General features: G+C 61.3%; 22 protein-coding genes. 18 read left to right on the forward strand and 4 right to left on the reverse strand.

Translation table 11 applies throughout. The features are described 5' to 3' along the window. Positions 1 to 11 precede the first annotated feature (11 nt). The 18 genes from rdgB to GQB03_RS11440 all read left to right on the forward strand — a co-directional run bounded on the left by rdgB (position 12) and on the right by GQB03_RS11440 (position 16,239). On the forward strand, positions 12 to 608 hold the full coding sequence (rdgB, locus tag GQB03_RS11355) for an RdgB/HAM1 family non-canonical purine NTP pyrophosphatase (RefSeq protein WP_159689011.1): 597 nt from the start codon (positions 12 to 14) through the stop codon (positions 606 to 608). Continuing rightward, positions 605 to 1,816 carry a radical SAM family heme chaperone HemW gene (gene hemW, locus GQB03_RS11360; RefSeq protein WP_159689014.1) on the forward strand — a complete coding sequence of 404 codons (1,212 nt, stop codon included), beginning with the start codon at positions 605 to 607 and terminating at the stop codon, positions 1,814 to 1,816. The genes rdgB and hemW overlap by 4 nt, the downstream gene beginning before the upstream one ends. Before the next feature lie 98 nt (positions 1,817 to 1,914). Beyond that, positions 1,915 to 2,415, forward strand: a complete 501-nt coding sequence (gene tpx, locus GQB03_RS11365) for a thiol peroxidase (protein ID WP_159689017.1) — start codon at positions 1,915 to 1,917, stop codon at positions 2,413 to 2,415. A 125-nt stretch (positions 2,416 to 2,540) separates the two neighbouring features. Beyond that, a complete protein-coding gene (locus GQB03_RS11370; RefSeq protein ID WP_159689020.1) occupies positions 2,541 to 3,425 on the forward strand; it encodes a DMT family transporter in 885 nt (294 codons plus the stop codon). A gap of 70 nt (positions 3,426 to 3,495) precedes the next feature. After that, a complete protein-coding gene (locus GQB03_RS11375) occupies positions 3,496 to 4,779 on the forward strand; it encodes a cation:proton antiporter (RefSeq protein ID WP_200832188.1) in 1,284 nt (427 codons plus the stop codon). 133 nt (positions 4,780 to 4,912) lie between these two features. Continuing rightward, positions 4,913 to 6,817, forward strand: coding sequence for a tRNA uridine-5-carboxymethylaminomethyl(34) synthesis enzyme MnmG (gene mnmG / locus GQB03_RS11380; protein ID WP_159689023.1), 1,905 nt, complete (start codon positions 4,913 to 4,915; stop codon positions 6,815 to 6,817). Next, entirely contained in the window at positions 6,814 to 7,443 is a 630-nt protein-coding gene (gene rsmG / locus GQB03_RS11385; RefSeq protein ID WP_159689026.1) for a 16S rRNA (guanine(527)-N(7))-methyltransferase RsmG, read from the forward strand. The genes mnmG and rsmG overlap by 4 nt, the downstream gene beginning before the upstream one ends. Before the next feature lie 46 nt (positions 7,444 to 7,489). Beyond that, a complete protein-coding gene (locus GQB03_RS11390) occupies positions 7,490 to 8,260 on the forward strand; it encodes a ParA family protein (RefSeq protein WP_159689029.1) in 771 nt (256 codons plus the stop codon). A 6-nt stretch (positions 8,261 to 8,266) separates the two neighbouring features. Then, entirely contained in the window at positions 8,267 to 9,124 is an 858-nt protein-coding gene (locus GQB03_RS11395) for a ParB/RepB/Spo0J family partition protein (protein ID WP_159689032.1), read from the forward strand. A gap of 215 nt (positions 9,125 to 9,339) precedes the next feature. Beyond that, positions 9,340 to 9,681 (forward strand): ATP synthase subunit I, encoded by a 342-nt coding sequence (locus GQB03_RS11400; protein ID WP_159689035.1) that lies wholly within the window; start codon positions 9,340 to 9,342, stop codon positions 9,679 to 9,681. Positions 9,682 to 9,683: 2 nt separating this feature from the next. Then, positions 9,684 to 10,508, forward strand: a complete 825-nt coding sequence (gene atpB / locus GQB03_RS11405; protein ID WP_159689038.1) for a F0F1 ATP synthase subunit A — start codon at positions 9,684 to 9,686, stop codon at positions 10,506 to 10,508. A 69-nt stretch (positions 10,509 to 10,577) separates the two neighbouring features. Continuing rightward, complete coding sequence (gene atpE, locus GQB03_RS11410; protein WP_159689040.1) at positions 10,578 to 10,826, forward strand: F0F1 ATP synthase subunit C; 249 nt, start codon at positions 10,578 to 10,580, stop codon at positions 10,824 to 10,826. Between the two features lie 49 nt (positions 10,827 to 10,875). Further along, positions 10,876 to 11,349 carry a F0F1 ATP synthase subunit B gene (locus GQB03_RS11415; RefSeq protein ID WP_159689043.1) on the forward strand — a complete coding sequence of 158 codons (474 nt, stop codon included), beginning with the start codon at positions 10,876 to 10,878 and terminating at the stop codon, positions 11,347 to 11,349. Between the two features lie 3 nt (positions 11,350 to 11,352). Further along, on the forward strand, positions 11,353 to 11,889 hold the full coding sequence (locus tag GQB03_RS11420; RefSeq protein WP_159689045.1) for a F0F1 ATP synthase subunit delta: 537 nt from the start codon (positions 11,353 to 11,355) through the stop codon (positions 11,887 to 11,889). A gap of 10 nt (positions 11,890 to 11,899) precedes the next feature. Next, the gene (gene atpA / locus GQB03_RS11425) at positions 11,900 to 13,438 is read left to right on the forward strand and encodes a F0F1 ATP synthase subunit alpha (protein WP_159689048.1); all 1,539 of its coding nucleotides are present in this window, start codon (positions 11,900 to 11,902) and stop codon (positions 13,436 to 13,438) included. Positions 13,439 to 13,459: 21 nt separating this feature from the next. Continuing rightward, positions 13,460 to 14,329 carry a F0F1 ATP synthase subunit gamma gene (gene atpG / locus GQB03_RS11430; RefSeq protein WP_159689051.1) on the forward strand — a complete coding sequence of 290 codons (870 nt, stop codon included), beginning with the start codon at positions 13,460 to 13,462 and terminating at the stop codon, positions 14,327 to 14,329. Between the two features lie 25 nt (positions 14,330 to 14,354). Then, the gene (gene atpD, locus GQB03_RS11435; RefSeq protein ID WP_159689054.1) at positions 14,355 to 15,755 is read left to right on the forward strand and encodes a F0F1 ATP synthase subunit beta; all 1,401 of its coding nucleotides are present in this window, start codon (positions 14,355 to 14,357) and stop codon (positions 15,753 to 15,755) included. Positions 15,756 to 15,813: 58 nt separating this feature from the next. Beyond that, positions 15,814 to 16,239 (forward strand): F0F1 ATP synthase subunit epsilon, encoded by a 426-nt coding sequence (locus GQB03_RS11440; RefSeq protein WP_159689057.1) that lies wholly within the window; start codon positions 15,814 to 15,816, stop codon positions 16,237 to 16,239. 163 nt (positions 16,240 to 16,402) lie between these two features. Here GQB03_RS11440 and GQB03_RS11445 read toward each other — a convergent pair whose 3' ends face one another. From GQB03_RS11445 to GQB03_RS11460, 4 genes are read right to left on the reverse strand one after another with little or no spacing between them, the layout of a single operon-like run. Then, positions 16,403 to 16,999: a ubiquinone biosynthesis accessory factor UbiJ gene (locus GQB03_RS11445; RefSeq protein WP_159689167.1), complete on the reverse strand. Its 597-nt coding sequence runs from the start codon at positions 16,997 to 16,999 to the stop codon at positions 16,403 to 16,405. Positions 17,000 to 17,018: 19 nt separating this feature from the next. Next, positions 17,019 to 17,873, reverse strand: coding sequence for a Tim44 domain-containing protein (locus GQB03_RS11450; protein WP_159689060.1), 855 nt, complete (start codon positions 17,871 to 17,873; stop codon positions 17,019 to 17,021). A gap of 49 nt (positions 17,874 to 17,922) precedes the next feature. Then, complete coding sequence (ubiE, locus tag GQB03_RS11455) at positions 17,923 to 18,660, reverse strand: bifunctional demethylmenaquinone methyltransferase/2-methoxy-6-polyprenyl-1,4-benzoquinol methylase UbiE (RefSeq protein WP_159689063.1); 738 nt, start codon at positions 18,658 to 18,660, stop codon at positions 17,923 to 17,925. Positions 18,661 to 18,662: 2 nt separating this feature from the next. Then, the gene (locus GQB03_RS11460) at positions 18,663 to 19,088 is read right to left on the reverse strand and encodes a gamma-butyrobetaine hydroxylase-like domain-containing protein (RefSeq protein ID WP_159689066.1); all 426 of its coding nucleotides are present in this window, start codon (positions 19,086 to 19,088) and stop codon (positions 18,663 to 18,665) included.

Below are 19,088 nucleotides of genomic sequence, written 5' to 3' on the forward strand. Positions count from 1 at the left end.
GAGAGTATCCGATGAGCAAACTCGTTCTCGCCAGCGGCAATGCCAAGAAAGCGCGCGAACTGGATGCGCTGCTGGCGCCGCTGGGCCTCGAGCTCGTCCTGCAGTCGGCGCTGCAGGTGCCGGAGGCCGATGAGCCGCATGCGACATTCGTCGAAAACGCGATTGCCAAGGCGCGCCATGCCTCGCGGCATACCGGCCTGCCGGCAGTGGCCGACGATTCCGGTCTCTGTGTCATCGCGCTGGACGGCGAACCCGGTGTCCGGTCGGCACGCTTCGCCGGCGAACCCCGTTCCGATCTGCGCAACAACGAGCTGCTGCTGTCGCGGCTAGCAGGAAAGGACGACCGGCGGGCCTATTTCTATACGGCCGTCGTACTCGTCCGCCATCCGGATGATCCTCGGCCTCTGATTGCCGATGGGGAATGGCATGGCGAGATCCTGCATGCACCGCGCGGCGAGAACGGCTTTGGCTACGATCCGCTGTTCTACGTTCCCGAACTCGAACAATCCGCGGCGGAACTCGATGCCGGTTTGAAGAACACCCTCAGCCACCGGGGTGCCGCAATGCGCCACATGCTGGACCGCTTGAGGGTGCATCCGATCGAATGAGTTCCCGTCGCGTCATCCCGCTGGTCAGCGAGCCGCCGCTGCCGGAGAACACGGCAATCGAGCTGACCGCCCCACCGCCGCTTTCGCTGTATGTCCATTTTCCCTGGTGTGTCAGGAAGTGCCCATACTGCGACTTCAATTCGCATGCGGTGCGCGACGGTGGTATCCCCGAGGCCGCATACATCGATGCGCTGATTGCCGACCTTGAAGCGGCGTTGCCACAGATATGGGGTCGGCGGATCCATACCGTTTTCATCGGCGGCGGTACGCCGAGTCTGATCTCGCCCGAGGGGCTGGACCGCCTCCTTGCAGCAGTGCGCTCCCTCACGCTGCTCGCCCCGGCCGCCGAGATCACCCTGGAAGCCAATCCCGGCACCGTCGAGGCTGCGCGTTTCAAGGGCTTCAGGGAGGCCGGCGTGACCCGGGTGTCGCTGGGCATCCAGAGCTTCAACGATGAGCATCTGAAGGTGCTCGGACGCATCCACGATGCCGCCGAGGCCCGGGTCGCAGTCGATCAGGCAATGACGCATTTCGAGTTGGTCAATCTCGATCTGATGTACGCGCTGCCCGGCCAGTCCCTTGACCAGGCACGTGCCGACCTTGAAACGGCGCTCGGTAGCGGTGCGACGCACCTGTCCTGCTATCACCTGACGCTCGAGCCGAACACGCCGTTTCATGCCGCGCCGCCGGCCTTGCCCGACGACGATCTTTCGGCCGACATGCAGGACATGATCGAGGCTCGACTCGCGGAAACCGGATTCACGCATTACGAGACGTCGGCGTTCGCACGACCTGGCAAGGCGTGTCGCCACAACCTGAACTACTGGCACTTTGGCGACTATCTCGGCATCGGTGCCGGGGCGCACGGAAAACTTTCCTCGCACGCCGGCATCGTTCGCGAGATGCGCCACAAACACCCTGCCGCCTACCTTGCCGGCGCGCAGCGCGGCGATTTCGTGCAGGAGCGTCGCAGCGTGAGTGTGCGCGACCTGCCTTTCGAGTTCATGATGAATGCCTTGAGGCTGACCGACGGTTTTCCACTGGCGCAATTCGGCGCACATACCGGCCTGCCGCTGGCGGTGGTGCAGCCGCGCCTGATCGAAGCGCGCAAGGCCGGTTTCGTCGAAATCGACGAGGAGCGGGTAGTGCCGACCGCGCACGGGCGGCGCTTCCTCAATGAACTGCTACAGGGTTTCCTGCCCGACTGAGACGGTTGCGCCACCGTGTACTTGCTTCCTGCGGCATGACGCGCCACTCTTGGAAAAAACAGAACAACCCCAGCCCCAACCCCTGAAGGAGAACAAAGATGGCCTCAGTAACACTCGGCGGCAATCCAATCGACGTCGCCGGCAGCTTTCCGCAAGCCGGTGCGACGGCGCCCGCGCTCAAGCTCACCGGTGCAGATCTTGCGGATGTCGGACTGGACGCCTTCGCCGGCAAGCGCAAGGTGCTCAACATCGTGCCCAGTCTCGACACACCCACCTGCGCGACCTCGACCCGAAAGTTCAATGCCGAAGCAGGTAACCTCGAAAACACGGTCGTGCTGGTGATTTCGGCCGATCTTCCGTTTGCCATGTCGCGCTTCTGCTCGACCGAGGGACTCGAGAACGTCAAGACCCTGTCCAACTTCCGCAGCCCGGATTTCGCACGCAATTATGGTGTCGCGATTATTTCCGGCCCGCTGACCGGCCTCACCGCGCGTGCGGTGGTGGTGATCGATGAGAACGACAAGGTGGTCTATTCGCAACTGGTTCCCGAGATCAAGAACGAGCCCGACTACGCTTCGGCTTTGGCTGCGCTCAAGTAAATCGTGTGACTACATGCCGCGGCCCGCAGCAGCGGGCCGTTTTCCGTTGACCGGGCGGAGCCGCCCGGCTGTCTGGGCCCGTCGGCATGACAGTCCGCGCGCCCCTTTATCGCCATGAGTGCTTGATGCTTCCTGTTCGCAATCTCGTCGCGCTGGTCCTGCTCACGCTGATGTGGGGTGTGAACTGGCCGGTGATGAAGCTGTCACTGCGCGAGATGACGCCCTTGTATTTTCGCGCTGTGACGATGACCGGTGGCGTGCTGCTGCTGATCGGTTGGTATCGCAACCGTGGCGCGAAGCTCGCTCTGCCGCCCGGCAGCCTGCCGCGGGTGGTGATGCTGCTGGTGCCGAATATCCTCGGTTGGCATACCTTGTCGATCTTCGGGGTGCAGGCACTTGCATCCGGCCGCGCCGCGATTCTCGGTTTCACCATGCCGATCTTCACGGTGCTGTTCGGGGTGGCGTTGTTTCGCGAGAAGATGACACCGCGCCTGTGGCTGGCCACCGGCTGCGCGGCTGGTGCGGTGATGCTGCTCCTGTGGCACGAACTGGCGACGATTGCCGGCCGACCGGCCGGCATGGTGTGGATGCTCAGCGCAGCGGCCTGCTGGGCCATCGGCACCCTGCTGCTCAAGCGGATGCCGCTGCAGGTACCCACCGAAGCACTGACCGTGTGGATGATCGGGCTGTCGGTGCCGGTGTTGTGGATGCTCGCGATCACGCTCGAGCAGGCGCCGAGCTGGTCGTTCTCACCGACGATGTGGGCGGCGCTGGCATACGGATTCGCGATCAACTACGGTGCAGCGCAGATCATCTGGTTCGGCATCGCGCGTAGCCTGCCGCCGGTGGCGAGTGCGCTGTCGATCATGTTCGTCCCGGTGATCGGCCTTGGCTCTGCGATGTGGATCACCGGCGAACGGCCCTTCACGGAGGACTATCTGGCGGCACTGCTGATCATTGCTGCGCTGGGTGCAACCCTGCTGCCGGCCGGAAAGGCGCGTACGGCCTGACCGGAGCGGTGGGGTTTCGTGCGCGGCAGTCATATGGCATTGTGTGCGCTGCACAAAATCCGAAACCGTCATGACCCATTCCATTTCCGTGTTCGAGCTTGTCGGCATCCTGGTCGGACTTTCCGCGCTGTTCGGCTTCCTCAACTACCGCTTCCTGCGCCTGCCCGATGTGATCGGCATCACCGCGGTGGGGCTGGTGTTCTCGGTGCTGATGCTGGTTGCCGGGGTGTTCGTGCCGGAGCTCACCGATACCGCCGGTGCGCTGGTCGAGCGCATCGAGTTCGCCGAGGTGGTGTTTCACGGGATGCTCAGCGCGCTGCTGTTCGCCGGCAGCCTGCACGTCAACCTTGCCAGCCTGTCGCGCGAGCGCTGGCCGATCCTCACGCTTGCCACCGGCGGGGTGCTGCTGTCGTCCTTCCTGGTGGGCGGCATCGCCTACGGCCTGGTCCAGCTCGCCGGCTGGCAGGTGTCCTTTATCTACTGCCTGTTGTTCGGCGCGCTGATCTCGCCGACCGACCCGATCGCGGTGCTGGGCATCCTCAAGCTGGTGGGAGCCTCGAAGAAGCTCGAATCGCGTATCACCGGGGAGAGCCTCTTCAACGATGGTACCGGCGTGGTGCTGTTCATGGTGCTGCTCGGGCTGGCGACCGGCACGGGGGAGGCGACGACCTCGTCGATCATCGGCCTGTTCGCGCTCGAGGCCGGCGGCGGCATCCTGTTCGGCATGGCGGTCGGGGCAGGCGCGTTGTGGATGCTGCGCCAGATCGATAGTTACGCGGTCGAGATCATGCTCACCCTGGCACTGGTGACCGCGGGCTATTCGCTGGCCGAATTGCTGCATCTTTCGGCGCCGCTGTATGTTGTTGCCGCCGGCCTGGTGATCGGAAACCTCGGGCCGGGCGAGGCCTTGTCAAAGCACACCCAGGCGCATCTGTTCCCGTTCTGGCAGCTGGTGGACGAGATCCTGAACCTGCTGCTGTTCGGTCTCATCGGCCTGGAACTGCTGGCGCTCGACTACCAGGGGGGCTACGTCCTCGCCGGGGTGGTGATGGTCGTGGTGGTTCTTTTCTGCCGCTGGTTGAGCGTGGCGCTGCCGATGCGCGGCCTGCAGCGCTTTCTGCCAGAGCGCGACGAGCGCCATACCGTGACGGTGATGACCTGGGGCGGCCTGCGCGGCGGGATCTCGATCGCGCTGGCGCTGTCCCTGCCCGGTGGGCCGGAAAAGGATCTGATCGTGTGGGTCACCTATATCGTGGTGCTGTTCAGCATCCTGGTGCAGGCTACCACGCTCGCGCCGCTCATGAAGAAGCTCGGTATCAGTGGCGCCGCGGCGGGGAGTGTCGGCGGGCATTGAGTGTGTCGTTTGCGTAAGCACCTGTTTCGTCGCGCGATTCCGCGAGTGAAGGAAGGGGCGAGCCTAGGATTCTGCAGCGCAACAGCGTAAAATCCGCTCCCTTGCAGATTGCTTCCATTGCGCGGGGTGCGCCATGCTCTATCCCACCCGTTTTGATGTCATCGTTGTCGGCGGCGGCCATGCCGGGACCGAGGCTGCGCTCGCGGCCGCGCGGATGGGCTGCCAGACCCTGCTCCTGACCCACAATATCGAGACGCTCGGTGCGATGAGCTGCAATCCCTCGATCGGCGGCATCGGCAAGGGACATTTGGTCAAGGAGGTCGATGCCCTGGGTGGGGCGATGGCCGCGGCGACCGACGAGGGCGGTATCCAGTTCCGCATCCTCAATGCCTCCAAGGGACCGGCCGTGCGGGCGACCCGCGCCCAGGCCGACCGGGTGCTGTACAAGGCCGCGATCCGCAAGCGTCTCGAGAACCAGCCCAACCTCACGCTGTTCCAGTCCGCGGTGGACGACATCACTGTTACCGGCGAACGCGTAACCGGCGTGGTGACCCAGCTGGGTATCCGCTTCGAGGCGCCTGCCGTGGTGCTTACCGCCGGGACCTTCCTGAATGGCCTGATCCACGTCGGCTTGAGCAACCATTCGGGTGGCCGCGCAGGCGATCCTCCGGCGATTTCGCTGGGCGCCCGGCTCAAGGAATTGAAGCTTCCGCAGGGACGGCTCAAGACTGGCACGCCGCCGAGACTCGATGCCCGCACCATAGATTTCTCGGTCATGCAGGTTCAGCCGGGCGATGATCCGGTACCGGTGTTCAGCTTCCTCGGCTCGGCGGCGCAGCACCCGCGCCAGCTGCCGTGCTGGATAACCCATACCAATGCACGCACCCACGAAATCATCCGCAACAACCTGGATCGCTCGCCGATGTACTCCGGCGTGATCGAAGGCGTCGGCCCGCGCTATTGCCCCTCCATCGAGGACAAGATCCATCGCTTCGCCGACAAGGACAGCCATAACGTGTTTCTCGAGCCCGAGGGTCTCGAGACGCACGAGATCTATCCCAATGGAATTTCGACGTCGCTGCCCTTCGATGTACAGCTGCAGGTGGTGCGCAGCATTCGCGGTCTCGAGAACTGCCACATCCTGCGGCCGGGCTACGCCATCGAGTATGACTACTTCGACCCGCGCAACCTCAAGTCCAGCCTCGAGACCAAGACCTTCGGCGGCCTGTTCTTCGCCGGCCAGATCAACGGCACCACCGGTTACGAGGAAGCGGCCGCGCAGGGCCTGCTTGCGGGGGCGAATGCGGCGCTGCAGGTACAGGGCCGAGAGCCGTGGTGCCCGCGCCGCGACGAGGCCTACCTCGGCGTGCTGGTCGACGACCTGATCACCCGCGGGGTGTCCGAGCCCTACCGCATGTTTACTTCGCGGGCTGAATACCGGCTGAGCCTGCGCGAGGACAACGCCGATCTCAGGCTTACCGAGAAGGGCCGCGAGCTGGGTCTGGTGGATGACGTGCGCTGGGACGCCTTCTGTCGCAAACGAGAGGCGGTCGAGCGCGAGACCGGGCGCCTCAAGGCCGCATTCGCGCGTCCCGAACAGGTGTCGGCCGAGGATGCCGAGCGAGTAGTCGGCAAGGCGCTCGAACGCGAGTACCGCTTCTTCGAGCTGCTGCGCAGGCCGCAGACCCGTTACGCGGATTTGATGCAACTGCCGGGTGCGCCCGACAATCCGGAAACCGACCCGCAGGTGGTCGAGCAGCTCGAGATCGCTGCCAAGTACCAGGGCTACATCGACCGCCAGCATGACGAAGTGGTGCGCAACGCCGACGCTGAGGCAAAGCGTCTGCCGCCCGATCTCGACTACGCCGAGGTGAGGGGGCTGTCCAAGGAAGTGCAGCAGAAACTCTCGGCGGCGAGGCCCGAAACGATCGGCCAGGCGAGCCGCATCCAGGGGGTTACCCCTGCCGCGATTTCGCTGCTGCTGGTATGGCTCAAGCGCGGCGAGCTCGCGCGCGAAGCGGAGCGTCGTCTCGCATGAGCGTGGCAGCAAGCCTGGCCCGCGGTCTGACCGAGATGAGGCTCGAACTGCCACCCTCTGCGGAGGAGCGGCTGGTCGCGTTCGCTGAACTGTTGAACAAGTGGAACAGGGTCTACAACCTCACCGCGATCCGCGATCCGCAGCAGGTGGTGACTCACCATCTGCTCGACTCCCTGTCCGTGTTGCCTTGTCTGGGGGCTGTGAAAACGCTGGTTGATGTCGGCTCAGGCGGTGGCCTGCCGGGCATTCCCTTGGCTATCGCCCGGCCTGACCTGCAGGTGACCTCGATCGAGACGGTCAGCAAGAAGGCGAGCTTTCAGCAGCAGGCGAAGATCGAGCTTGGTCTCGACAACTTCGCGCCGCTGTGCGCACGCGTCGAGAAGGTGCGCCTCGATGCACCGGTCGATGCGGTGATTTCGCGGGCATTTTCTGATCTGGCCGACTTCGTCGACCTGACGGCCCACCTGCTTGCCCCGGAAGGGCGCCTGTACGCAATGAAGGGTATATATCCTGACGAGGAGCTCGCACGCCTGCCCGCCGGGTTCGTGCTTGAGCGCGCGATCGAACTGACCGTGCCGGATCTAGACGCCAGCCGGCATCTGCTGGTCATTCGGCGTGAATCATGAATGCCTGCGGCCGCGCAGCCTGAACAATATTGACCGGACGGACTGAATGGCCCGAATTTTTTGCGTCGCCAACCAGAAGGGCGGAGTCGGCAAGACCACCACCTGCGTGAATCTCGCCGCGGCACTCGCCGAGGCCGGGCAGCGTGTGCTACTGGTCGATCTCGATCCGCAGGGCAACGCGACGATGGGTAGCGGTATCGACAAGCGCACGCTCGAACGATCCGTCTATCATCTGCTGGTCGGGCTGGCCGATCTGCCGGCTGTGCGCGTCGCCTCGGAACCGGGCAAATACGATGTGCTTCCGGCAAATCGTGATCTCGCTGGAGCCGAAGTTGAACTCGTCGAGTTGGATCGGCGCGAAAACCGCTTGCGGGATGCGCTCCGACTGGTCGTCAACGATTACGATTTCGTGCTGGTCGACTGTCCGCCGTCGCTGTCGATGCTGACTCTGAATGGATTGTGCGCGGCCCATGGCGTGATCATCCCGATGCAGTGCGAGTACTATGCGCTGGAGGGGCTGTCGGACCTGGTCAATACGATCAAGAAGGTGCATGCGAACCTGAACCGGGACCTCAAGATCATCGGCCTGTTGCGGGTCATGTTCGATCCGCGGGTGACCCTGCAGCAGCAAGTGTCCGCACAACTCGAGGGCCACTTCGGCGACAAGGTATTCAGCGCCATCGTGCCGCGTAATGTGCGCCTTGCGGAGGCACCGAGTCATGGCATTCCCGGTGTCGTTTTTGACCGCGCCTCGAAGGGCGCCAAGGCCTATATGGCATTTGCAAACGAAATGATCGAACGGGTGAAGACCCTCTAAGAAATTATGGCACCTCCCAAACTCAAGGGGCTCGGCAGGGGCCTCGATGCGCTGTTGTCCGGCAACAGGGACGACGCGGCAGCAGCGGGTGATCTGCGCACGCTTGCGGTCGAGGATCTTCAGCCCGGCAAGTATCAGCCGCGTACCCGCATGGATCCAGGCTCGCTCGAGGAGCTGGCTGCGTCCATCAAGTCGCAAGGCGTCATGCAGCCTGTGCTGGTGCGCCCGCTCGATCGCGCCGGAAGCTACGAGATCATCGCTGGCGAGCGACGTTGGCGGGCCGCACAGATTGCGGGCCTGGATGAGGTGCCATGTCTCGTCAGGGAGATCCCGGACGAAGCCGCGCTGGCGATGTCGCTCATCGAGAACATCCAGCGCGAAGACCTCAATCCGCTCGAAGAGGCGGCTGGCATCCAGCGGCTCGTCGATGAATTCTCGATGACCCATCAGCAGGCTGCCGATGCGGTCGGCCGCTCGCGCCCTGCTGCTTCGAACCTGCTGCGTCTGCTGCAGCTTGCCCAGCCCGTCCAGGAACTCCTCATGGCTGGCGATATCGACATGGGACACGCCCGCGCGCTGCTGCCGCTCGACGGAGCGCATCAGATCCAGCTGGCAAATCAGGTTGCCGCAAGGCAGCTGTCGGTTCGCGACACCGAAAAGCTGGTGCAGCAGATCGTCGATCCGCGGGCGAAGAAGAGTGCGCCGCCTCCCGATCGTGACCTGCTTCGCCTCGAAGAAGAGGTGGCCGACCGACTCGGCGCGACTGTCAGGATTCGTTCGAACCGCAAGGGTGCGGGAACCGTGACGCTGCATTTCGGCAGTCTCGATCAGCTCGATGGCTTGCTCGAATACCTCAAGGGCTGATCTAGGCGAAAAGCATGCCAGCGCGGTGAATGTCGTCGTGCTGCAGGCTTTCCTCCGCTTTGCCCGGAACGCCGCATTTGGCGGGCTGCTCCATCTTGAAGCAACGGAATTGCTGCGCCGCAATAAGGTTTGACTTCGTGTCGGTAAACCCCTAGTATTGCGCCGGTTTCAAGCGGCAGTCGGCGATCAATCACAGGGTTCGCCCAACTTATAAAATGTTTAAAGCAGTTTATCTGCAAGTTGGCGCGACAATAATTGCTGCTATAGCAGCGAGTCTTTTCCTGGGTTGGCGCGGTGCGGTGTCGGCAGCGTTGGGAGGCGCAGCCTGTTTTCTTCCCAATTTGATGTTCGCCATGCGCCTGCATCTCGTCTCGAAGAGAGATGATGCATCGTACATGTCTGCTTTTTTCGTAGGCGAATTCTTCAAGGTCGCCTCGACGGTTGGATTGTTGGTGTTGGCTCAGGCTCTATATCGCGACGTCCACTGGTTGGCGTTGTTCTTGGGTCTTGTGCTCGCACTTAAAGCGAATTTATTTGCATTTTTGGTGAAGACTTGACCATGGAAACAGGGCACGCACCTACCTCATCCGAGTACATCGTCCACCACTTGACGCACCTGAACAGTACCGGTCATGCCCAGAAGGCCGTGATCGACTGGTCGGTGCTGAACATCGATTCGATGTTCTACTCGGTGGTTCTCGGGATCATCACGCTTTACTTCCTCTGGCGCGCAGCCTCGAAGGCCACTTCAGGCGTTCCCGGGCGCTTCCAAGCGGCCGTCGAAATTCTCGTTGAGATGGTGGCGGACCAGGCGAAGGGCATTGTTCATAGCGCCGAATCGCGCAAGTTTGTGGCGCCGGTGGCGCTGACCGTGTTCGTGTGGATCTTCCTGATGAACGCGATGGACCTTCTGCCGGTCGATCTGCTGCCACGTATCGGCGCGCTGTTCGGCATCCACTACATGCGGGTCGTCCCCTCTGCCGACCTGAACATGACGCTCGGTCTGTCGATCGGCGTGCTGCTCATGTGTCTCTACTACAACGTCAAGATCAAGGGTTTTGGTGGCTGGGTGCATGAACTCTTCACTGCACCGTTCGGTAGTCATCCGCTGCTCTATCCGGTCAATTTCGTGATGCAGATGATCGAGTTTCTGGCCAAGACCGTTTCGCACGGCATGCGACTGTTCGGCAACATGTACGCCGGCGAGCTCGTCTTCATGCTGATTGCGCTGCTCGGAGGCACGGCCACGGTCATGGGGTTTGTCGGCCACGTTATCGCGGGCTCGATCTGGGCGGTGTTTCATATCCTGATCATCACCCTCCAGGCGTTCATCTTCATGATGCTGACGCTGGTTTATATCGGCCAGGCCCACGAAAGCCACTAAGCCGACAGAGAGTTTGGTAGTTCGATTTCATAGCTTCACAATTTAATACTTCAACATAAAGGAGTTGTCATGGAACAAGTTCTGGGTTTGGTTGCTCTGGCTGCTGGTCTGATCATCGGTCTTGGTGCCATCGGCGCCTGTATCGGTATCGGCATCATGGGTTCCAAGTACCTTGAAGCTTCTGCGCGTCAGCCGGAGCTGATGAACGCTCTGCAGACCAAGATGTTCCTGCTGGCCGGTCTGATCGATGCTGCGTTCCTGATCGGTGTCGGTATCGCCATGATGTTCGCGTTTGCTAACCCGTTCCAGCTCGCCTAACCGTCCGCGCTTCAGTCGTTTTCGTTAATCAACACTGAGGGCACGAACAGTGAATTTGAACGCAACCCTGGTAGCCCAGCTCGTTGTGTTCTTCATTCTGGCGTGGTTCACGATGAAATTCGTGTGGCCGCCCATCGTGAAGGCACTGGACGAGCGTGCACTAAAGATCGCCGACGGGCTGGCCGCTGCCGACAAGGCCAAGGCCGATCTTTCTCTTGCCGAGAAGAAAGTCGTCGAAGAGCTGCGCAAGGCACGTGAATCCGCCGGAGATGTTCGCGTCTCGGCGGAGAAGCAGGCCGCAGCGCTCATTGACGAAGCCCGGGCCGAAGCCGCCCGCATCGTAACCCAGGCCCGTGAGGCAGCCGAAGCCGAAGCCGGTGTCGCCGCCCAGCGTGCCAAGGAAGCTCTGCGCGATCAGGTCGCCCAACTGGCTGTCGCCGGTGCTGAGAAAATTCTCCGCAAGGAGATCAATGCACAGGCTCATGCCGATCTGCTGGCAAACCTGAAACAGGAACTTCAATAAGCCATGGCCGAGAATGTCACCATCGCTCGCCCGTACGCCGACGCCGCATTCGAGCTGGCGCGTGGGGCAGGTGCGCTGGAGGCCTGGTCGGAAGCACTCGACCGGCTCGCCACCGTAGCCGCCAATCCCGATATGCAGGCCTGCTTCACCGATCCGAAGTTTTCCGAGGATGATGTCGTGAAGCTGGTGCTTGATGTGGCGAACGGCAAACTCGATGGAGAGCAGCAGAATTTCGTCCGCATTCTCGCGGACAGCGAACGTCTGCAGGTGCTTCCCGAGATCCGTGACCTGTTCGTTCAACTCAAGAACGAGCACGAGGGTGTCAAGGAGGTGGCAATCGAATCCGCCTTCCCGCTCGACGACGCAACGCTGAAGACTCTGACGGCCGACCTGGAAGCTCGCTTCCAAGCCAAGCTCAATGTGTCCGTCAGTGTTGATCCCGAATTGATTGGCGGGGTCAGGATTACTGTCGGCGATGAAGTCATCGACGCCTCGGTCCGCGGCAAGCTCGCGAACATGGCCTCTGCGCTAAAGAATTAGGAGCTTATCTATGCAACTCAATCCCTCTGAGATCAGTGATCTGATCAAGAGCCGGATCCAGAACCTGCAGATCTCCGCGACCGCTCGGAACGAGGGTACGGTAGTGTCGGTGACGGACGGTATTTGCCGTGTTCACGGTCTGACCGACGTCATGCAGGGTGAAATGCTGGAGTTTCCCGGCGATACCTTCGGCCTCGCGCTGAACCTTGAGCGTGACTCCGTTGGTGCCGTGGTGCTCGGTGAGTATGAGCACATCACTGAAGGGGCCACGGTCAAGGCGACCGGCCGGATTCTCGAAGTGCCTATCGGTCCGGAACTGATCGGCCGCGTGGTCAATGCCCTCGGGCAGCCGATTGACGGCAAAGGTCCCATCAACGCCAAGCTGACCGACAAGATCGAAAAGGTCGCGCCCGGCGTTATCGCCCGCCAGTCGGTTTCCCAGCCGGTCCAGACCGGTCTCAAGTCGGTCGACTCCATGGTCCCGATTGGTCGTGGCCAGCGCGAGCTGATCATCGGCGACCGCCAGACCGGCAAGACCGCAGTCGCGGTTGATGCGATCATCAACCAGAAAGGGCAGAACATGTTCTGCGTCTACGTCGCCATCGGTCAGAAAGCCTCGACCGTCGCCAACGTGGTACGCAAACTCGAAGAGCACGGTGCGATGGAGTTCACCATCGTCGTCGCCGCGACAGCTTCGGAATCTGCCGCCATGCAGTACCTGTCGGCCTACGCCGGCTGCACGATGGGCGAGTACTTCCGCGATCGCGGCATGGACGCGCTTATCGTCTATGACGATCTGACCAAGCAGGCATGGGCCTATCGTCAGGTTTCGCTGCTGCTGCGTCGCCCGCCAGGCCGCGAAGCCTATCCTGGCGACGTGTTCTACCTGCACTCCCGTCTGCTCGAGCGCGCCGCCCGCGTGAATGCCGACTATGTCGAGAAGTTCACCAATGGCGAAGTGAAGGGCAAGACCGGATCGCTGACCGCTCTGCCGGTCATCGAAACCCAGGCTGGTGACGTTTCCGCGTTCGTTCCGACCAACGTGATCTCGATTACCGACGGTCAGATCTTCCTTGAGACCGATCTGTTCAATGCGGGTATCCGTCCTGCAATCAACGCCGGTATTTCGGTGTCACGCGTGGGTGGTGCGGCGCAGACCAAGGTCATCAAGAAGCTCTCCGGTGGTATCCGTACCGACCTCGCGCAGTATCGCGAATTGGCTGCCTTCGCGCAGTTTGCCTCCGATCTCGACGAAGCGACCCGCAAGCAGCTTGAGCGTGGCCGCCGCGTGACCGAGCTGATGAAGCAGCCCCAATACGCGCCGCTGTCCGTAGCGGAGCTGGGGATCTCGCTGTTCGCGGTCAACCGCGGTTATTTCGACGATGTCGAAGTTGACCGTCTGCTGGCGTTCGAATCCGGCCTTCAGCAATTCGTGAAGACCAAGAACCCCGCTCTGGTCGATCAGATCATGTCCAAGCTCGAACTCGACGCCGAAGGCGAGAAGCAACTCGTTGCCGCGATCGAAGAGTTCAAGAAGAGCTGGGCTTAAGACAGCGGACGGAGACGGAAAATGGCTAGCGGTAAGGAAATCCGAACCAAGATCAAGAGTGTGCAGAACACTCGCAAGATCACCAAAGCCATGGAGATGGTGGCTGCATCCAAGATGCGCAAGGCGCAGCAACGGATGCGGGCCGCCCGTCCCTATGCAGACAAGATCCGCCGCCTCGCCGCCAACCTTTCCCAGGCAAACATCAGTGACTACAAGCATCCCTTCCTGGTCAGTGCCGACAAGGTGCGCCGGGTAGGGATCGTTCTGGTTACCACCGACAAGGGTCTGTGTGGCGGTCTGAACACCAATATCCAGCGTGTTGCCCTTACCTCCATGAAAGAGTGGGAGAGTCAGGGCGTGACCGAGTTCAAGGTCACCGCGATCGGCAACAAGGGTCTGGGTTTCATGCAGCGCCTGCGGGCCAATGTGGTGTCCAGTGCGGTCCAGCTCGGTGATACGCCGCATCTGGAAAAGCTGATCGGTCCGGTCAAGGTCATGCTGGATTTGTTCCAGGCGGGTGAGCTCGACGCAGTCTTCATCGGCTACTCGCGCTTCATCAATACGATGAAGCAGGAGCCGGTGCTGGAGCAGTTGCTGCCGCTTACAGGCGAGAAGCTCGGTACTCCGGAGACCTCGTGGGACTATCTCTACGAGCCCGACCCGGAAACTGTCATCGACGAGATGCTCGTGCGCTACGTCGAGGCTTTGGTCTATCAGGCGGTCGCCGAGAATATGGCTTCCGAGCAGAGCGCACGCATGGTGGCGATGAAAGCCGCATCCGACAATGCGAAATCCGTTATCGGTGATCTCCAGCTGGTCTATAACAAGACCCGTCAGGCTGCGATTACGAAAGAGTTGTCGGAAATCGTTGGTGGCGCCGCTGCGGTCTAACGGATTATTGATTTAAGGAAAAACGATGAGTCAAGGTACGATCGTTCAGTGCATCGGCGCGGTGGTTGATATCCAGTTCCCGCGTGAAGCGATGCCCAGGGTGTATGACGCACTGAAGCTCGAGGATGCCTCGAGTTCGTTTGCCGAAGCTGGTCTGACCTTCGAGGTTCAGCAGCAGTTGGGTGATGGTGTCGTGCGTACGATTGCGATGGGTTCTTCCGACGGTTTGCGCCGCGGCATGAAGGTGGGAAATACCGGCAAGGGTATCTCCATCCCCGTGGGCGAAGGCACGCTGGGACGAATCATGGACGTGCTTGGCCGCCCGATCGACGACGCGGGCCCTATTGCTTCCGAGGAACTGCGCGAGATCCACCAGAAAGCGCCGAAGTTCGACGAGCTTTCGCCGTCGGTCGATCTGCTCGAAACCGGCATCAAGGTTATCGACCTGGTTTGCCCGTTTGCGAAGGGCGGTAAGGTCGGCCTGTTCGGTGGCGCCGGTGTGGGCAAGACCGTGAACATGATGGAACTCATCAACAACATCGCCAAACAGCACTCGGGTCTGTCCGTGTTTGCCGGTGTGGGTGAGCGTACTCGCGAGGGTAACGACTTCTACCACGAGATGAAGGACTCCAACGTTCTCGACAAGGTCGCGATGGTGTTCGGTCAGATGAACGAGCCCCCGGGCAACCGTCTGCGCGTGGCGCTGACCGGTCTGACCATGGCTGAGCGTTTCCGTGATGACGGTCGCGACATCCTGTTCTTCGTGGATAACATCTACCGTTACACGCTGGCCGGTACCGAAGTGTCGGCACTGCTTGGCCGGATGCCGTCTGCGGTGGGTTATCAACCTACGCTGGCCGAGGAGATGGGCCGTCTGCAGGAACGGATCACGTCGACCAAGGTGGGTTCGATCACGTCGATTCAGGCTGTTTATGTGCCTGCGGATGACTTGACCGACCCGTCGCCGGCAACGACCTTCCTGCACCTTGACTCGACCGTCGTGCTGTCGCGTGACATCGCTGCCCTGGGTATCTACCCGGCTGTCGATCCGCTCGACTCGACGAGCCGTCAGCTTGATCCGCTGATCGTCGGTGAAGAGCACTACAACGTTGCCCGTCAGGTCCAGCAGACTCTGCAGAAGTACAAGGAACTGCGTGACATCATCGCAATTCTGGGTATGGACGAATTGTCGCCGGACGACAAGCTTGCGGTCGCTCGCGCACGGAAGATCCAGCGCTTCCTGTCGCAGCCTTTCCACGTTGCCGAGGTCTTCACCGGCTCGCCGGGCAAGTACGTCAGCCTCAAGGACACCATCAAGGGTTTCAAGATGATCGTCAGCGGGGAATGCGATCAGCTGCCCGAGCAGGCGTTCTATATGGTTGGTGGCATCGAGGAAGCCTTCGAGAAGGCCAAGACGCTCCAGTAATGGACTGATCTCTCCAGCGGGCCAGTGGGCCCGCAAGGAGTGATCGGAGGAAAAGTTTATGGCAATGACAGTACACGTGGATGTGGTCAGCGCGGAAGAGGAGATTTTCTCCGGCCTCGCCGAATTCGTTGCGTTGCCGGGCGAGTCGGGCGAACTGGGGATCCTCCCCGGTCACATGCCGCTGATGACGCGTATCAAACCGGGTGCGGTGCGTCTCAAGCTTCCGAATCAACAGGAAGAAGAGTTGATCTTCGTTGCTGGTGGCATCCTTGAGGTCCAGCCTGGCCGGGTATCGGTTCTGGCTGACACCGCGATTCGCGGCCATGATCTCGACGAGGCCAAGGCGCTCGAGGCAAAGAGCAAGGCTGAAGAAACGCTCAAGAATCAAAGCTCGCAGCTTGATTATGCTCGTGCCCAAGGCGAACTGGCCGAGGCGATCGCACAGCTGGCGGCAATTCAGCGCCTGCGCAAGCGCGGACACTGAAATCCCGATTCTTCAGTAGGAAAAGGCGGCCTCGGCTGCCTTTTTCATTTTCCGATAGGCAAGGCAATTCTTCCACGAAGCTGGACCGGGTTTGCGCCATGGCCGCCCACGTCGTGGGCCGTTCGAAGGGCAACTGCCCCACGCGAGCCAGCAGAGTTGGCGCTCACGAATGGGCGGGAGCCCCCTTTAACCTGTGCTCTACACCTTCGACGTGCTTTTCCAGGCGCGCAACAGAATCTCTCAACGCCCTAAGATCACTCGCATGTTGTGAAAGACTGGCTCGCTCGAGCAGAACGTTCCTTTCGATGGTGAGGTATTCGATCAGGTTGTCCCTAATTGCCTTGGCTGCCGTCGCCTGTCCTGTCAGCAGCCGCAGGGCGCCGCGATGGAGGCGATGAGCTGCCACGTCGCCCACGACTCCGGCGAGATCCGCCTCGGGGTCCCATCGCAGATTGCGGAACACGAAACCCAAGGCGTCGGCCATTTCCGCGTTGCCATTGATGCGTACAGATTTCATAACCCGCTCCCATCCATCGATGAGATCAGGCAACGCCGCAAGCGGTGCGCTGATCGTCACATCAGGCTCGGCGGGCCCGCCTGAAGCGGCTACATGACCGTCAGCCTCAATCGTGAAATCAATGCTGACAGCTTCAAGCACGAGTCTCGCCGGACGGCCGGAAAACGGAAGTAGCCGTCGCCGGGCCCACTCGGCCCGGTTGAGAAGATGATTGAAGAGCGCGACAAAGGCTGACGAGAGCATGCTGTCCGGGTATTGGCGTTCAGCCGATCTGTTGAAGGCCAGCGACACGCCATCCGTTATTGCCACCAATCGGCTTGACCAGATGCCACAACTCCTCGAAGCGTGCAGGTACGGCGCCTTCTTCCTCGCGGAGCATGCCGCTGAAGCGGACTGTGACCACATGCTGGCCTTCAAGCTCCGAGACATCGAGGACCTCGGCATCCAACTCCAGTACATCGGTCTTGTGGGTTCCGGTCGAACGCTCCGCCATCTGCAAGCTGAGTTCCGCAAATACTTCCGGTGTCGTGAAATTACGGATGTCCTCGAGATTGCCTGCATCCGAGGCGGCCTGGAGGCGAATGAAATTCAATTTTGCCTGCCGCTCGAAAGCTGCGGCGTCAAAATCGGCGGCGACTGCGGTCTTTTCCGATGTGGCTCTCGGATCGGTCTGGGTGCCGTAGGTCTCCGCACGGCCCGTGTATTGCATTGCTGCCGGAGATATGCCCGCAGGACTGGGAGATGGGCCGCCCGCACGGCGCAACAGCATCCTGATGACTGCTATTGCCGCAAACGCGAGCAAGGCCATCAACACAATCGATCCGAACTCTTCGCCAAGTCCGAGGTGCGACATCAGTGCAGCCAGTCCGAGCCCCGCCGCCAGTCCTGCTAGGGGGCCCATCCACGAGCGCTTGGGTGCCGGCCCGGCCGTGTTTGTCGCACTGCTCTTGCTGGGCTGTGTCGCCGTATTGCTTGGTGGCGTCGCCTTGCTGAAGCTATTGCTGTCCCGCTGCATGCCGAAGGATCGGCTACCGCCGAGGCGTTTCGCCTCCGCCTCAGGAATGACGCTTACGAAACCGATGAAAAATGCAAAAACCGTGACGAGAAGGCGGGTCATGCGTTGATGTCTCCTGGATGGGGCCCGGCTGTACGGACTGATTGGGGGGTCAGATCTTGAATCCGCGGTGCAGGGCAACGACCCCACCGGTCAGATTGAAGTATTCGACTTTCACCAGGCCGGCTTGTTCCATCATTGATTTCAAAGTTTCCTGATCCGGATGCATGCGAATCGACTCCGCGAGATAACGATAGCTGTCCGCGTCATCCGCAACCTTCTTTCCGAGCCATGGCAGGATCTTGAAGGAATAGAAGTCGTACACCGGGGCGAGCGGTTTCCAGACTTGGGAAAACTCGAGCACCAGCAGGCGGCCACCGGGCTTGAGCACCCGACGCATCTCGGCCAGGGCACGGTCCTTGTGGGTCATGTTGCGAAGGCCGAATGCCACCGTCACGCAATCGAAATAGTCGTTCGGGAAAGGCAGCTTCTCCGCATCGCACTGGGCGACCGGCAGGGGTTTGCCGTGGTCGAGCACACGGTCTCGTCCGCGGGAGAGCATCGCGTGATTGATGTCGGTCAGCCAGACCTGCCCGTCATTGCCCACTCGCCGCGCAAACGCCAGTGACAGATCCGCGGTGCCGCCTGCGACGTCGAGCACACGCTGACCCGGGCGAACACCCGCGATCTGTATCGTGAACGCCTTCCACAACCGATGAAGTCCGCCGGACATCAGGTCGTTCATGACATCGTAGCGACTCGCCACCGATGAAAAAACGCCGGCCACGCGCCGGGCTTTCTCCGACTCCGCAACCGTGTCGAAGCCGAAATCGGTCTTGTTGTCTTCCATGATCAGTGCCCGTGATGACCGCAGCCGTGCGCGGGTGCGGCAGGCGGTGTTGCTGAAGGTTCGCGGCTGGCCCCGGCGGCTTCCAGCCGCTCGAGATAGGCCTGCCACCATTCTGCCTGCCGCACGCCCAGTTCGTAGAGATAATCCCAGGAATAGAGGCCGCTGTCGTGCCCGTCACTGAACACTGGCTTGATCGCGTAGCTGCCGACCGGGTCGACGCTCTGGATCGTGACTTCACGCTTTCCGGTCTGGAGGGTCTCCTGTCCGGCGCCGTGGCCCCTGACCTCGGCCGATGGCGAATACACCCGCAGATACTCGTAAGGAAGCTCGAAATGCGCCCCATCATCGAAGCGCAGTTCCATGCGCCTGGATTTCTGATGGAGCCTTATTTCGGTGGGGATCGGGGTGTTTTTGTCGAGTCCGGCCAT

The organism is Cognatazoarcus halotolerans (genome assembly GCF_009800965.1).
Classification (GTDB): Bacteria; Pseudomonadota; Gammaproteobacteria; order Burkholderiales; family Rhodocyclaceae; genus Cognatazoarcus; species Cognatazoarcus halotolerans.